The 16730-nt window shown below is 32.3% G+C and carries 14 protein-coding genes; all 14 read right to left on the bottom strand.

Translation table 11 applies throughout. The annotated features are described in order from the left end of the window. Window position 1: 1 nt before the first annotated feature. The 14 genes from aepX to BHF68_RS05035 all read right to left on the bottom strand — a co-directional run bounded on the left by aepX (window position 2) and on the right by BHF68_RS05035 (window position 16529). Window positions 2–1597, bottom strand: coding sequence for a phosphoenolpyruvate mutase (aepX, locus tag BHF68_RS05100; protein ID WP_069642593.1), 1596 nt, complete (start codon window positions 1595–1597; stop codon window positions 2–4). 152 nt (window positions 1598–1749) lie between these two features. Further along, window positions 1750–2289, bottom strand: coding sequence for an adenylyl-sulfate kinase (gene cysC / locus BHF68_RS05095; protein WP_176719882.1), 540 nt, complete (start codon window positions 2287–2289; stop codon window positions 1750–1752). 304 nt (window positions 2290–2593) lie between these two features. After that, window positions 2594–3253 carry an NTP transferase domain-containing protein gene (locus BHF68_RS05090; RefSeq protein ID WP_069642591.1) on the bottom strand — a complete coding sequence of 220 codons (660 nt, stop codon included), beginning with the start codon at window positions 3251–3253 and terminating at the stop codon, window positions 2594–2596. Beyond that, window positions 3229–3837, bottom strand: a complete 609-nt coding sequence (locus BHF68_RS05085) for an HAD-IB family phosphatase (RefSeq protein WP_069642590.1) — start codon at window positions 3835–3837, stop codon at window positions 3229–3231. Before BHF68_RS05085 ends, BHF68_RS05090 begins: the two co-directional genes overlap by 25 nt. A 3-nt stretch (window positions 3838–3840) precedes the next feature. Further along, the gene (locus BHF68_RS05080) at window positions 3841–4587 is read right to left on the bottom strand and encodes a class I SAM-dependent methyltransferase (RefSeq protein WP_069642589.1); all 747 of its coding nucleotides are present in this window, start codon (window positions 4585–4587) and stop codon (window positions 3841–3843) included. 34 nt (window positions 4588–4621) lie between these two features. Continuing rightward, window positions 4622–5524 carry a LicD family protein gene (locus tag BHF68_RS05075; protein WP_069642588.1) on the bottom strand — a complete coding sequence of 301 codons (903 nt, stop codon included), beginning with the start codon at window positions 5522–5524 and terminating at the stop codon, window positions 4622–4624. Between the two features lie 41 nt (window positions 5525–5565). Next, on the bottom strand, window positions 5566–7446 hold the full coding sequence (locus tag BHF68_RS05070) for a sulfatase-like hydrolase/transferase (protein ID WP_069642587.1): 1881 nt from the start codon (window positions 7444–7446) through the stop codon (window positions 5566–5568). A gap of 117 nt (window positions 7447–7563) precedes the next feature. Then, window positions 7564–8340 (bottom strand): CBS domain-containing protein, encoded by a 777-nt coding sequence (locus BHF68_RS15060; protein WP_218070327.1) that lies wholly within the window; start codon window positions 8338–8340, stop codon window positions 7564–7566. 10 nt (window positions 8341–8350) lie between these two features. Further along, window positions 8351–9565: an acylneuraminate cytidylyltransferase gene (locus BHF68_RS05060; RefSeq protein WP_069642586.1), complete on the bottom strand. Its 1215-nt coding sequence runs from the start codon at window positions 9563–9565 to the stop codon at window positions 8351–8353. A 5-nt stretch (window positions 9566–9570) separates the two neighbouring features. Next, window positions 9571–10443: an N-acetylneuraminate synthase family protein gene (locus BHF68_RS05055; protein ID WP_069642585.1), complete on the bottom strand. Its 873-nt coding sequence runs from the start codon at window positions 10441–10443 to the stop codon at window positions 9571–9573. Window positions 10444–10456: 13 nt separating this feature from the next. Next, window positions 10457–13405: a motility associated factor glycosyltransferase family protein gene (locus BHF68_RS05050; RefSeq protein ID WP_176719881.1), complete on the bottom strand. Its 2949-nt coding sequence runs from the start codon at window positions 13403–13405 to the stop codon at window positions 10457–10459. Window positions 13406–13418: 13 nt separating this feature from the next. After that, a complete protein-coding gene (locus BHF68_RS05045) occupies window positions 13419–13763 on the bottom strand; it encodes a DUF8042 domain-containing protein (RefSeq protein WP_069642583.1) in 345 nt (114 codons plus the stop codon). 1 nt (window position 13764) lies between these two features. Further along, on the bottom strand, window positions 13765–15633 hold the full coding sequence (locus BHF68_RS05040) for a motility associated factor glycosyltransferase family protein (protein ID WP_069642582.1): 1869 nt from the start codon (window positions 15631–15633) through the stop codon (window positions 13765–13767). A 77-nt stretch (window positions 15634–15710) separates the two neighbouring features. Continuing rightward, a complete protein-coding gene (locus BHF68_RS05035; protein WP_069642581.1) occupies window positions 15711–16529 on the bottom strand; it encodes a flagellin N-terminal helical domain-containing protein in 819 nt (272 codons plus the stop codon). Window positions 16530–16730 lie beyond the last annotated feature (201 nt).

Raw genomic sequence — 16730 nt, 5'->3', positions numbered from 1 at the left:
TCTATAGCTCACCAGCCTTTTGTAAGTCAATAATATCATCAATATCTAACCAAGATCCTCTAATGTATTTTATAGCGACTGTATGTTCTTTTGCTATCTCATTAAATAAATCTTGTAGGCGAAGTGTTTTAATATCATATTCTTTAGAAAGCTTAGTAAATGCATCCTGCACATGTTTAGCACCTTCTTTAGATACTTTCCAAAGTCCAATGAATTCACCGCATATTTTTTCTTTAGGTATATCTGTGGACATTTGCTGAAACTTTACAGCCTGATTAAATTGTTTCCTGCAATATGGTTGATCAGCCGTTACGTAATCATGGAAACTCCCCGATTGTTCGTAGTCTGAGTCTACAATAATCGTAATATCGTTCGGATCATTAAGTAGTTCATTCAAAATATAACTCTTATAAATAATATCGCCATAGGTAATCAATGTATCGCCGTTTACACGATTCAATGCTAAATACAATGAATATAATTCCTTAGATTCATCATATTGTTCATTGTCTATCATATTAACATTTGCAAAAGAAATTTTCTCTTTAGCAAATCCTCTCACTACAGAAATCCGCTTAATCCCAACTTGGTTTAATTGTTCTATCTGTGTTGCTAAAATTGGTTTGCCGTTTACTAATAGCATTGATTTAGGTTTATCTTTTGTCAGTTCACCAAATTGCTCACCTTGTGAAGCCGCTAAAATAACTGCACTAATATCCTTGTTATTAGTTGGAAGGTATTTTTTCTCTGCTTCTTTAAGCTCGTCTGCCCCTTGAATTCTAAACACTTCACTAACTGATGCAATATTGCCTTCAACGTTTATTAGACTTTCATCATTAAATACTTGCTTGGTTGTATTTTGCATTGCTGTTATTGAAGAGCGAATATTGTGATTTGCCCAAATAACTAAGTTGATTCCAAGTTCTTTAAAATACTCTGTTGGAGTCGAATAATATTTAGTCGGAACAATCACAACTGGGTGTCTATTTCCCCATTCTTTCATAAAAGCCTCAATGTCAGACGGATCAGACTTCTTGCTATGCATTAAAATTGCATCAGCGCCCGCTAATCTATAGGCTTCAGCACGTCTCAATGCCTCATCTAAACCCCAACCTGCAATGAATGCCTCTACACGAGCTACAACCATGAAATCGTCGTCTGTTTGTGACTCTTTAGCAGCTTGTATTTTACCACAGAACTCCTCAATATCCGCTAGTGGTTGTGCTTCACCACCAATAAACGAGTTCGTTTTTGGAAACAGCTTGTCCTCAATACACACTCCAGCAATATTACGTTGTTCTAACTTTTTTACTAGTCTTCGCATATTATTAAAATTCCCGTATCCTGTATCTCCGTCTAACAAAATAGGAATCGATGTCGCATCACTCATAAATTCCAGTACATCTAAAACCTGTGTCCACGAAGCTTCGTTATTGTCTCGAACCCCTAAGGAAGCAGAAATAGACAGGCCACTACCCCAAATCCCTTTGAATCCAGCTTCTTCAACAATTTTTGCTGAAAGACCATTATGGGCTTCCATGATAAATTGTAAATCCCTTGATTGAATTAAGTTCTTTAATTGTGTTGTCTTTTTCAATCAAAACACTTCCTCATATAATATATGTCATGTGCAGAAATTAAATTATATACGCATTAATTGTTTCTCTTGTTTCTCAATCAACATATCCCTCTGTTATTCTCCCCCGTATCTACTCCTCCAAAGATACATGTTTAGCTTAATTTAATTTACTAAGTAGTTATTTCATTTCTGATATAATGTTTCAATATAAAGTCCTTTATTCTTTTTCCGCTTTCTTCTACGGTCTCGATGTCAGTTTTAACTTCAATATCGAAATGTTCTGGTACTTCATAGACATCATCAATACCAACAACATGCTTAGCTTCACCTCTAAGAGCTTTTTTGTATAACCCCTTTACATCGCGCTCTATGCAAGTATCAATTGAACAGTTGACGTATACTTCAATATAATTATCAATTTTATCTCGATTTGCTACTCTCATCTCTTCATATGCTGCGATAGCAGCAACTATAACATTTATGCCATTATCATTTAGCAGTTTAGCTATGGTTCGAACCACCCGACCCATTTTCTGTCGATCTTCCCTTGTGTACCCAAACAAATTTCCTACTTCATTTCTTATGATATCACCATCAAGAACCTGTACAGGTTTTCCTTGCTCTTTGATAAATTTTTCGATTTCTATAGCAAGAGTGCTTTTTCCTGCACCACTTAGACCAGTAAGCCATATTGTAAAACCCTTGTTCATAGTCATTTACCTCACTTACAAATTTTCACTTAGCCATTACTATAGGTTTTGAAATAAGAATATTTTACTCATTAATTCATTCCCATTTTTAGTGTAATTACTTAGTACTTTACTCGTTATTAACGACATCCCAATATTTTCAAACATTTAGCTGTCTCTATTAGACCTTGAGAAATGTCAAATGCATCAATCGATTTGCAATATTCCGATATTATAAACGAAAATCTCCCATCACTACATCCTATATCTAATATTTTGTCGTGCTTTGAAACCAAAAGTACAAACATCTCATATTAAAAGAAAACTATACATAGTTAGGGTGTTCATTTAATGTTTTTATAGCAACTTGCAAATCATGTTCTGTATCTATTTCTAATCGCTTAACATGAATAGCCCTCATTGGAAGATATTTACTTAGCTGCTGATAGACATGTGTGTTGTTGTTTGCTAACATACTCGGTTGGATTAAAGCTAAATTAGCCCATTCAAAACCTGATTCAATATCTCTGCTAAACCCAACAACATACTGACTATCATTGCAAACTTGTGCATAGACTGGTTCATCGGAAATGTATGATGTTACTCCAATTGTAGGAACATTATCTTCACAAGCTTTCATGAATTGATTAAAGCTTTCCCTTTCATAAATGGTATCTCCATCCATGATAATACAAGAATCTTCCAGGCCTTTTGTAGCAAGGTAAAGACTCTGTAATGTTGTTGTATCTTTAAAGGAAGGGTTCCTAACAAAAATTATATCTTTTCTAATTTTCTTAATATCCTCTAGCACTTGTTTTTCCCTATATCCCACAACTATTCTAACATTTGGTACATCTTTCAAAAGATCTAATTGATATTCTATGATTTTTTTACCAAGTACTTCTACTAAACATTTAGGGATACCATATCCGAGCCGGTTACCCATACCTGCAGCAGCTATTATAACGTTTCTAATAGATTGCATAGAGCACCTCCATCATACACTACATAGTTTGATACTTGTATTAATTCATCAACGGGATCATGTATCCCACCAAATGCTACTCCTAAATCTGCTTCTGTAAACATAGATATATCATTATAACTTTCACCAATTGCAACTACTTTTTTAGCTTGATTTCTCGTTTCAAAGATAGCTTTATTCTTAAGAAGTATTTCTTGAATACTTAACAAGCGGTCTCCATCAACATTAGCTATCGATGAAAAACTTACACATTCTAACCGTTTAATGATAGGCGCTATCCATACATCTAGGTTACCTGTTACTATTACACACCTTTGACGATTTTGTTTAATAAATGCTTCAATATTAGAATCTAGCTGGATATCAGCTACAATTTCTTGAATTCTAGATATAGGAATACTTTTTAATATTTCGACTCTCAATCGAAAAGATTGTTTGAAATCTATCGAACCATCTAAAGTTAACTTTGTTAGTAGGCTCATTTCATCATACAAATTCAGCTCTTTCGCAAGAACAGGGAGAATTTCCTGTTTCGTTACGGTACCATCTAAATCAAATGCAAATATTGTATCGTGTATTTTCATGGATTACTTCCTTTCTAAAATATAAAAATATTGCATAGTTTCATTCCGATTGTTTAATACTTTATCTTCGTATAAATAACCTCTTTTTATAGTTCGAAAGCCATTTGCTATAAGTGTTTTTTCAAAAATTGTTTCATATTGTTCTTTATTTCGATAAATTGCACTATATTCAACATCTAATTCTTCAGAATAAAATTGATTTAAAGTTAAACGACTTTCAATAGACACCGTTTCTTTGATATAAACAATGCTATTCGTATCAGCTAAAGAAACAATTCCTTGTAAACATTTTTCTATATCGGCATCATTTAGATATTGAAGCACTCCGGTAATGATAAATCTGTTAAAATTACCACTAATCACAAGGTTATTGTTTTTTATATCTTGTGCTGCTAGATGCTGAAATTCTACTTTACCTGGGATTGTTGTAATTCTTTTTCGAGCTAGTTCTAGTAAATCATTACTAAAATCAACTCCTAAATAAATTGAACCATTTTTGTAAAGTAGATCAGCCCACCTTCCAACACCACAACCAACATCCAGGATTTTACTTTCGAAGTCAATTTCTAGCATAGGAAAGATTTTGTTTTTTTCGTATTCATCTCTAAGTTTTGTAAGTTCTGGGTTAGAATCTTGATACATAGTAGAAACATACGGATACTTTTCGTTATATTTATTTGCTCTATTCTCAAAAAATTGATTTGCCTTTTCATAATCTATACTAATAACTTTATTTTTAATTCTTGTCATAATCCACACCTCTTTCGGAAGTATTTACAATTGTCTAATAAACAAATTCTAGTGGTACTGTGTATGTGCTAACTGGTTCTCTAAAGGTTCTAGTATTATCAGCAAATGAAGTATCTTTTTTCGGTTGTCTCCAATTTCCATAAGTGAATTCTAAATATGACTCATATTCATACGGAACACGTATTTGCTTTCCAAAATAATTAATTTTTTCATATTGTGTAAAATGGTGTTTTGGAGCATGATTTACACCTGTAATTGCGTGCTCCTCATCAAAATAAATAGCGCTTATATTTATTGAGAATTTTTTTATAGGTTGGTTATCTTTTATTGTAAGATCAATACTTATTGCACTATCATCTGATTTATTATAAGCTAAGAAGCCTTCCCATTGAACGCTGGAATCTATACTGTTTTTATATATGTTATTTTTAAGTATTTCAGCTACTTTATCAAAATCACTAGCATAAATAGCTATATCTATATCGTCGTCCCATGATATAAAGTCTCCTTCTCTAACAATCCCTAGAAGTGCGCCAAAATCAATAAAATGCTTTATATTATTTTTCTCAAACTGGTCTAATATGAAAAACAAACTTTCCCTTGCAAATCTAAGAGTATAATCATCCATAAATGGAAGTAAAGATGGTTTAAGTAGATTCTTTGGGGGAATTATGATTTTATTTTCATCGACTTGCAAATCTTTAACTAGTTGATCCTGAATCTGATAGATATAAATGCTCGTAATAACAATATAATCATACTGATACTCATTTATCTGATTTGGACTAATAACTTTCAAACCATTTATAGAAGAACCGTGCTTTTTAATATCATTATCAATAATGGCTAATAGATTATACTGAGTATTATTCTTTACAAAATATCGTCCAGCTTTGCTAGCTCCAAATACTATCGCTTTCGGCTTTTGGTTATTCATTCCTCTTTACCTCCCAGTCTGTGTAATAAGATAAAGAATTCTTAGTTGAATCTAGGGAATTCTTTACTCAATAATAAATTCTTAGTTTTTTTTATTAATGCATTTAGCATATAGTCTTTACTAATGTTTGTTACTTCATCTGGTAATATATAAAATTCTTCTTCCCCATTAGCATAAAGTACGTACTTTTCATTTTCCGTTCTGACTGCTTTTGTACCGCAAACAAATTTTTCCCCACCAGCTTTAAGATAATTTTTCATAGCGTCTTTGTTATATATGGGTTCAAATTGTATAGGTACGAATTCTACTTCCGGTATTGAAACCTCTAATTTTTCAGTATTTTTGTCAACATTTAAATAGTTTTCGTATTTATTTAATAAGTCAATAAGGACTTGTCCTAAATCTTTCAATGAAAATAATTGATTAACTTCTTTAGATTTAATAGTTCGTCCATTTAAAATTAACGGCACATGTATTCGGTCATCATGGCATGAAAGTAATGGGAACATATTATCTGATTTTTGAAACACCGTCTCTATTGCCTGGCCATGATCCCCAAAGAATACATTTAACGATTCACCTGGGAAGAACTGACTGTAATAACTAAGCTGAGTATCTACGTATTCAACACATTCCCTGTATTGCTCTATAAATTCCTCAGGCGTTTGTTGTAGATTTTCTTCAACGTATACATCAAGATATTCTATTACTTCCCTGACTTCTTGATGGATTAGAGGTTGACGCTTATGAAAACCACAGAGATGTGGTCTATGAGTTTCAGCAATCAAATGTAATAAAGTAAATATAGGCGAATCTATATTTTCAGCTAAACAACATATATGATCCCATAGTACACTAGGAGTTGACTTACGTATTACTCGATTGGAGTCAGTAGCTGTTTCGTTTGGATTTGTCCGCAGACGAATCAGCTCCATATCTGGTCCATCTGCAATAAAGTTTTTATCTAATGTATAGTTACGCAAACGATATCCACTATTCTTTAGTTTTGACAATAACGGACTTTCTTCTAATATTATGATATGTTGTTTATATAGTTCATCATCAATTGGAAGTTTACCAGTTAATATTGAAAGTAAACTCATTCGAGTATGAAGGTTAGTAGCAAAAGCTTTTGTGAAATGTGCTGAATTTTCTGCTAAACTATTTAAGTAAGGCATAGCTGTAATGTCCTTATAGCGCAAAGCATCAATCACAAACATGCTAATATCTAATGTATTTCTTTTGCTTATTGCTGCATGTATTTTTTTTGTTAATATAGCAAATTCATCCCAGAACTCTTTAATACTAGTGCTATTTTTATAATTATTTTCTATGTATATAGTACTAAATTGTTTTGCGTAGACGAAATCTTTAATACTTAAGTATCTACATATTAATTGAAATAAGTAATGTTCTCTTTCTTCATCAACTTTGGCACTCTCGTAAAAACTCTTGATACGATAAAGTTCTTGATAGTCCCCAAAAGAAGCAAAGAAAGCACATTGAAGCTCTATCCCACGAGCCGCTAGCTCATCGTAGAAATCAATATGCTTACACTTAGGATTTAATGTTCCTATTGTGTCCTTCATTTCTTGTCTATGCACAAATGAAGAAATAACCACCATTTCTATGTTTCCATCCTTAATATACGATGGATCGTAAACAGGGTAACCATGTAGTGTTTGATTTTGAGATGTTGAATCAATATCTAGAATTCCTACAATGTTTTTTTCGTTAATAGGCAGTAGATTAACTAACTCATTTGTATGCGCGCCAGCACCCCAAATAACTGTGCGGATGCTTGTAGGGATTTCCGCCCATATTTCCTTCATTATCTTTTCTACCATTGTTTCGTCAGAATCTATTGGTATTAAATCATATTTAATTAACAAATCATCAAGTTTACTTTGAAATTTGCTCATTTTATAGTTTCCTTTTCATTAAACATTCTGTTATATAAAAATCATGTCCATTTAGCATTAATAGCTGCTTCAACCACGTGCAGGTATGACACAAAACACATTCATACTCAATTCCCCTTATACCGTTACTGAATTATTAGAAACACGACCATACTTATCGTCGTATCGAATAATGTCATCTTCACCAAAATATTCGCCTAATTGTATTTCTGAAATCATTAACGGCTCTGTACTTGAAATGTTAGTTATTTTATGTTTGCACTGCTTAGGAATAAAAATGTAGTCTCCAGCTTGCATGACTTTTTTTGAATCCCCTATAATTAACTCACCTGTTCCTTTAATAATAACCCAGTGTTCCTCTCTCCTTGAATGCTCTTGCAAGCTGAGCTCTCCTAGAGGATTAATTTTTATGATTTTTGCCCTTGAATATGGGTTTAAAAATGTTGTTTTAAAAAATCCCCAGGGCTTATCGTAAATTTCATGTTCAATCATCTCTTCATCTAGTGACATAAAATCGTATTGCAAGTCAAACGAAATATCTTCCATCAATAATATATGAAACTGTTTTTTTGTTATAATATTAACAAGACTCTTATCGCTATTTACTATTGGTAAAAAATTGACTCTTGATGATTTAAATTTCTTTATTATTTCATCAAATTCAGAGTCTTCCCTAACATACTCATATTCCGAATTATATATAAATTTTACTGGATCATGCACTTGTTTACCTTCTAAAAAACTACGTCGAAGATCTCCATCTGTCAATATCCCCAACACAGTAAAATCAACATCAATTACAATAACAAACCCTTTTCTGTTGTCGTCAATTGTCCTTAACGCATCATATATAGTTTCATGTGGAAAAATCGTGTACAAATGCATATTCATCATATAGATACCTCTAATCAATTTTTGTTGACAGTCTATGTTCTAAAATAAAATCAATAGCCTCTCTAACAGCTCCTTGACCACCTTTGTTTTGTGTTTGATAACCTACGATTTCTTTTAGAGAATTATGTCCATCAGCTACAGTAAAAGATATTCCTACTTTTTCTAACAGTTGTAAATCATTTATATCATCACCTATATAGGCAATCTCTTCAAAACTATATCCGTATTTATTGCATATGGATTCCATAACTGCTACTTTATCCTTAATTCCTAAGTGTAATTCGTTAATTTTTAATTTTTCTGCTCTTCTTTTTACAATAGAAGTATCTTCTCCTGTAATAATTGCAGTTTTAATCCCTGCATCATGAAGCCGAGCAATTCCCATTCCGTCTTTTGTATTAAATTTTTTCAATAAATCTCCTTCTGGACTATAATACATACCTGCGTCCGTTAATACGCCGTCACAATCCATTGCAAATAATTTTATCTTCTTCGCATTAACTGCAATATCTGTATTATCTTGTTGCTGTCTTTGTTTTAATAATTCTTCAACTATTATCCAGTCTGCTGGTTCATCCAATTCAAAATAACTTTCTTCTGGCATCTCTATAAAACCGATCTTACCCGAGATTCTCTGACCCGTGTTTATTAATAGATTTCTCGAAGTAATATATAATGCGCCATTTTCCACCAAATAACCAGAAAACTCCTGTCGTCTTGGTCGTTTTTCTATTTTGTAGTTAGCTGGTGCAGCCTGTTCTGTCTCTTCGTCAAAATTCCATATAAAGCGCTTCTGACGTACTAATGATAAAATACTATCGAATTGGTTAGTGTTATATTTTTCAATGCCTCGATTAATATCAGCAGTAGTGATTAATGGACTAGTTGCCTGAATCAGAACAATTTTCTTGAATTGACTGATTATTGCATATTCAAGCATAGCAGACTCTGTAGTCGCTTCGTCTGTTGCGTTAGCTTCTGATCTTCTGAATATCTTGATTTTATCAATACTTTTTATTTTAATTGTTTTAAAGTAATATAAAATAGTTTCTTCAATCAGATTACTGTCTGTGCTAATGATAACTTCATCTATTTTTTCAGAATTAACGGCTGCCTCTATACTCCATATAACAAGTGGCTTTCCGCATATATTTTTTATGTTCTTATATGGAATTGATTTACTTCCACCTCTAACAGGAATGAAAGCTACCGTTTTGTCAGTCATTTATTTCATCCTTTATACTTCAATTTGTTTCGTTGTATTTTTTCTATATCTAGAATGTCTTCCTTTTTAAAGTTCAAGGCTTTATGTGTCTCTTTTAAATTTTTAATCAATAGCTTCAAGTCTTCAGGCTCTAAAGACGCTGAATGGTCTGTCCCTTTCCAAGTGCGGTCAAGGGTAAAATGACGCTCTATCCACGTAGCCCCCAAGGTATATGCTGCTACATCTAATGCAATTCCTAAGTGATGGCCTGAAAAACCTATATACTTAACCTTTTCACTATATTTTTCTCGAAGATATGCGATTTCCAATAAACTTACATCTTCTGGTGGCACTGGATAACCTGATGTGCAATTATATAATACAACATCATGATTTCGGTCCCGTTCTACAAAAAATTCAATTAACTCATCCAATTCTGCTTTTGTAGTCATGCCAGTAGATATATGAATTTCCCCTTGATAATTTTCGCATAACCAAGATAACATCTGATAGTGGTTATTAATTGCCGATGGGATTTTTATCATTTTAGGTTCAATTGACGAGATTTCCTTTGCAGACGTCAAGTCCCAGACTGATGTACTATATATAACTCCTAAATCATCACAAAACTTCTTAATCTCCAGATTCTGTTCTATCGTAAACTCCAAAAATTCCCGATGTTCTCCATATGTCTTACCATACGAATTAATAGGGTTAGGATGTGGAGCGTTGTATTGTGCTTCGCTTAACAGTTCTCGATTATTCCGTTTTTGAAACTTTACAACGTCAGCTTTACAGTACACACTTGCTATCATTATCATTTCTTTAGCAAGTTCAATATCACCTTTATGATTACATCCAATCTCAGCAATAATTTTAGGCTCTTCGTATCTAATCATTTTATGCAGCTCCTTATTTAAGTTGTTGCAAAGCACTTTCTACATACTCAATTGCTTTAAGTTTTGCTTTATATATTGCTATATTTTTTCTCGCTATACGTATTTGTTCTTGTTCAGGTGTTTCTTGACTTTTCGCAGAATAGCTCAATGTTATATGCATGTAATCAAGCTGTATAGGATAATGGATGAGTGCGTTAACAACTGGCTCATTCTCTATATGCTTGTCGTTATTATCCATCTTCTTTAATACTTTATCTATATTTAGACATTTAGTATGTTTAATATACTTATATATATCTTCGGCTAAATCATGGTTTTCTTTAATGTGTTTTTTAACCTTTTGTACTTTAATAAGGATTTGCTTGATTTGTATTTGTTTATCGTCTTTAATGTTCTCATCTATAAATATGTTCTTTAGTATGATTTCTGGGTAAAATTCTACTTTACAGTAATTTTGAATTGTATCTTTTAAACTTAAATGATCTGCCCCTTCTATATAGAGACCAGCTTCTGTGGCATTGATAAATTTAATGTTTGAAGCTTTGGATATATGACCTTCAATATTTTTTTTGAAATACAGCCAATCTTCCCTAGTCAAGACATCTTCGCCATTAATATCTTTAGCTAATATTGCATCCTTTGGTGTTTCAATGTTTGAGTTTCCAAAGGCGTGCTTTTTGTCACTAATATACGCAAGGTCTTGTCCAATAAATATGATTGGATTGCACTCCATTATTGCAGCGACAGATAACGAAAATGTCGCAACTGATCCACCAAAATTAATACTAATTGGCTTGTCACCATTAATTAACTCTTTTATAGGCTCCAAGTATTCATCGAATACAAAGACTTTTTGACCCTGGTGAGCTGCTACTAGCTTGTGATTACCTTGCATTAGTGTAACTAATGGAATATCAGATATACTATAATCCTTCACCAGTTCATACATGCTATCTTTAGGATCCATATTACACAGTATATGTGGTGTGATTCCGTTTTCTATTAAAGGTTTGACAGTTCTTGGTCCTGCTATTATAACTGCGTTATCTCGATAATTTTTAAGTTCTTGAATATTCTTTTCAAGAGACGGGCCTGCTGACACTATAATTGCTGGCTTATCCTTATATGCCCCAAGCAAGATATTAAGATCGTGTTTACTCGCTTTAAATTCAGGTAAATTTTGCATTATATTATTAGATATAAGCTCAGATAAAGTTTCTGTAGTGTTAAGATGCATATCTATTTCTTTTATATTTTTATTAATTGTTTTTTCTATTTCATTTAATGTATTATTATAATTTTCATCTATAGAAATTGATCTAATAAGATGAATATTATTTTTATTCTTGATATCTATAAATTCTTTGATTTTCTTTTCTATTTCTCTAATGTCTTTGTTTGCTAAAAACGTTATATTTTTATTGCTTATCAGCTTCTCTATCTGTTGATTAAATTCAATGGCTATTTTTATGTTATCCTTTACTGGCTCTATTATTATGATATTACTATTAGGTGAGTGTTGCAAAATGTGTGTTAATTCAAAACCTAAGCCAATACCAAGCAAAATAATCACAGAGTCAGCCCTTTGAATTTTTTGCATGCATTGTTCTATATTATTTATATAGATTTGCTCAATCGTTTGCAAAAGGGTGCTATGTTTTGCACCTTCAATAATTGCCCCACCTTCTGTCGCATTATAAAAAGAAATACTTGGGTTAGCTTTTATTTTGTTTTCAATCCAATATTTAAAACTTAGTAATCCAAGCGTAGTATTTAAAACTTCTCCATTTTGACCTTCAATTCTCCTCATATTTGGCAGCTCTTTTATCTTTTCATTGGCATTTGGATTATACATTTTGCCATCCGCATGATGTTCATTGTTTGTGTAAGCAAGATCTTGTCCAGTAAAAATAATAGGATTACATCCAAACTTAATACCTAAATCTAATACTGCAGTAGCCACCGAGCCGCCCGTGTGTATAATATATTGTTCTTCTACATGATTTTTTGCTTTGTTATATACTTTATATTTTGGCCCTTGGTACTTTAATACAGTACTCGAACTTGCTGTATCTAAAAAGATTAACGGAATATCTAAGCTCTCATACCCTTCAATTTGCTTATATATCGATGGTTTTGGGTCGATTATGCAAAAATAATCTGGTTTTACCCCAGATTTCAATAAAGGTTTTAAAGCGCTCCCTACTGCAAAAATTAAAAATTTACCCTTTAAAAATTTCAAAAGATGCTTATTTTTATTTAATGAAGGACCTGCTGAGACTAAAACCATCGGGACATCCTGATAAGAGCCAAATAACACTCCTGCATTAGGACAGTCCACTTCTTTATTTAATAAACTGTTTTCATGTAGCATCCCAGTCCATTTATCGGTAACAGTCTGCTGCATCTTCCAATCTTCAAGAATAAATTTAAAATATGAAAATTTTGAAGGAATTGTATTTACTGAAGGTGTGTAAGTAATGAACTCAGCATCCTCATCTAATATGCGCTTAATATCGTTGGCAACCTTCTTCTCATTAGAAGAAACAAGTAAATTAAGTCTGTCATCTGAGAGTATTTTTGTAAAATCTCGTGCTAATAACGCAATTTTAAATAATTGTATATCTAGATCAATTACGTATAATATGCTATTTACATCAATAGCATTTAACAAAGCTTCCACATGATACCCTAAGCCAAATCCGTATAATATATAGCTTTTTTTATTAGATACATAAGCATTAGCAAACTTTTCAGCTTCTTGTATAGGGTTGTATTTACTATGAATCAGCTGTTCTTTTTCAGTAAGTCCATCATTATATATCAGTTTTACAGTAAGCTGTTTGTTTTTTGTTTCTATTAGTTGGTAACTACTATTATGATTAGCTACTCCTATCAATTCATTATGCAATTGCTCATTTTTACTTTTTAGAACTGAAAGATTATTATCTAAGTTCATCATTATACTCACCATTTTACACAGCTAATTTTTCATTCCATTTTTCTAGAATTGGAAGAATCTCATACTCTAAGATATCTCCTAACAATACATAGTCTGTGTTTTCATACGCTGATATCATTTCGTTAAAATGTTCATGCAACTCGGATAAATCTATAGGGTCCTTTTGAATACTGATAGTTAAGGTGAGTGCTTCCGATAACCACTTTAAACCATCAACGATGTCTATCATCAGTTCGTTAGCTTTTCCCTCTTGTCCACTTTGATAATTTGAAACTGCATCTGAAACTCCTACAATTAATTTAGGTAAATAGTCTATTATAGAATCCATTAACTCATTTTGTTGTTGACGAATATCCATTTTACTTCTCCTTTGCTTTTTGTTTTATAATAGTTAGATTATCATTAATGAATTGTTCCATTTCATCAATTGCTTTTATGATACCTTTGTATAGTTCAATTGAAAACTTAGATAACCTCACCATTTTTTGGGCGTCCGTCTCATTTGGTTTCTCTTTATAATCTTTACTTATTTCTAGTTTAATTAATACAGGGTGTATAATTTTATTTATAACCAAGTTGTTTTCTCTTGTTTTAAGCATTTCTTTTTCAAGCTTTGATAGTCTTTTAATAGATTTGTTAATGCTTGCTTTGCTTTGCTTATTATAATGGTTCAATAGTTCTTGGTTAATCTTTAATGCCTCTTTTGCGTTGTCTCTAAATTTCAAACTATCTTTACTCATCTTAGAAAATTTATCATATACTTCACTTATATTCATATCTATTTTTCTTGAAAAAACCTCATTAAACTTCTCAGTAACATCATGTGTATTTCGGCAATAATATCCAACCACTTCTTCTAGATCCCTGACATCAGATCCAACAATTTTAGCCCCTCCTTGAGTTGCATTTATATATTTTCTTTCTGAATGAGCTTGAATAAAATCTTCGAACCATTTTAAAAATGTATACAACTGCCAGCTGGTATCTACTTCTCCGCCATATATTCCAGGAACCTTCAAATCCACTTGCTTGACCTCATTATCTTTGTGAGTGTTCTTGGAACTATTCGCATGTATCAATCCATCTGTAAAAGACAAATCTTGTCCCACAAAAATAATAGGATCACAACCCATATAGTGAGATACACTTAAACACATATTAGCGACAGAGCCACCCTGTGGCAATCGCTCAATTACTTGGCCAGTTAAATGTTCAATAAGCTCTATATATTCAATTGTGTTAATAAATATTTTTTTTCCTTTATGTTCTTTAATAACTCGATCATTAGATATAACTGTTGTTATAAGAGGGATATCATGTTCGGCCCTGTCCTTAACAATCCACCAAGCACCTTTTCCTGGATCTATTGATACAACTAAATCTGGCACTATCCCTTTACTCATAAGGACATTAAGAGTTCTGCCCCCAGTAATAATCAATGCTTTATCTTTTAAACCTTTTAAATATTCAATGTTTTTATCTAACGAAGGTCCAGCGGATACAATAATAGCGGGAATCTTATTAAATTTATCTTTTAAAGCTTGAATTTTATAATTATTAATTAGGTATGGGAAATTATTCAAAAAGTTTCTATTAAAATCAAATGCAAAATGTTTAATAGTGCTTACTTGAACCCTTAGCTCAGCAATAGCTTTTTTTATTTCTTCAGTAATTTCCAGGTAGTATTCACGAAAAATCCTATCGTACTGAGAGTAACAATGAAATTGAAAATTATTTAACGTACTAACATTTATACATACTGATAATATTTTGCGAAATTCCCTAATATCGTCACCGACACTTAAAATAACATGTTTATCATTAATAATATTTCTCATATCGATAGATTCAAGTGCTACTCTAAAAACACTAATACTAGGTTCAATAATAATAATTACATTATTTTTGTTTTTTAATGCTTTTTGTAAACAAGCGATATGATATCCAAGAGATAATCCATAAATTATAAATAGAGTTTTATTATCATAATCCTTCAACTGTTCAACAAATCTTTGCGCTTCATTAATCGGTCCATATTTACTATTAGTGTACAAAGTTTTGTTGTCATCAATTATTTTTATTGTAAAATTACCATCTTTCGTGGTCACCGCAGTAACCTCTTGGAAACCATTTTTATTATTCTCTGCCAAAGAAGAAAAAGCACCATATTTTTTTTCATACTCAATAATATTACTTTCAAACACAACATTATTAACTTTAGTTTCCATATTAAATACTCCTATTTAGTAAAATAAAAGCAGTAAGCTTAGTAGCTACTGCTTTTATTCTACATTAAAATGATTAATTATCCTAGTAGTTGTAATACAGATTGTGGTGCCTGATTTGCTTGAGCTAACATTGCAGTAGCCGCTTGAGAAAGAATATTCTGTCTCGTAAATGTCATCATTTCTGCAGCCATATCTACATCACGGATACGAGATTCTGCAGCTGATAAGTTTTCAGATGCATTTTCTAAGTTCTTAATTGTATGCTCTAAACGATTTTGCATAGCTCCAAGTTTAGATCTCTCAGCAGATACAGTTTCAATTGCAGCATTAATTGTTGAAATTGCTGCTGTAGCTCCTGCTGCAGACATAACTTTAGTATCGATACCAGAAACACCTAAAGCATTTGCAGTCATTGTAGCAATAGTCAAACTTACCTGTTGACCATTATTAGCACCAATTTGGAATTGTTTCCCTGCAAAGCTACCGTTTAATAGCTTCTGCGTATTGAACTCAGTTTGGCTGGCAATCCGATCAATTTCTGCCGCTAATTGCTTTAATTCAGATGCAATCGCACTACGGTCTTTTGTTACGTTAGTGTCGTTAGCAGCTTGAACTGCTAACTCTCTCATACGTTGAAGTATTGCGTGAGTTTCCTGCAATGCACCTTCAGCTGTTTGAATTAAAGAGATACCATCTTGGGCATTTCTGCTTGCCTGGTTCAAACCACGAATCTGTCCTCTCATCTTCTCAGATATTGAAAGTCCAGCAGCGTCGTCACCAGCACGGTTGATACGGAAACCAGAAGATAATTTCTCCATAGATTTCTGACCAGTAACATTGTTCAAGCTTAAGTTACGGTGTGAGTTTAAAGCCATTACGTTTGTATTAATTCTCATTACAAATCTCCTCCTTGAATTTACCTACCACGTCCATGTGGTTTTTTTGTTTTTGTAGCTATGCTACAATTTATATAGTAAGCAGTTCATGAGTCGGCCGCCCCACTTCCTGCTTTACTAACTTAGTTATATTATCGGCAATGAATGCTAAGAGTTTAGCAGTTTTAAAATATTTACGATAAATTTCTGAAACAAAATTGC

It is taken from the genome of Desulfuribacillus alkaliarsenatis (assembly GCF_001730225.1).
GTDB classification, from domain to species: Bacteria; Bacillota; Bacilli; order Desulfuribacillales; family Desulfuribacillaceae; genus Desulfuribacillus; species Desulfuribacillus alkaliarsenatis.
Note: the sequence above shows the minus strand (reverse complement) of the source record. Positions and strands in the feature narration are given on the sequence as shown.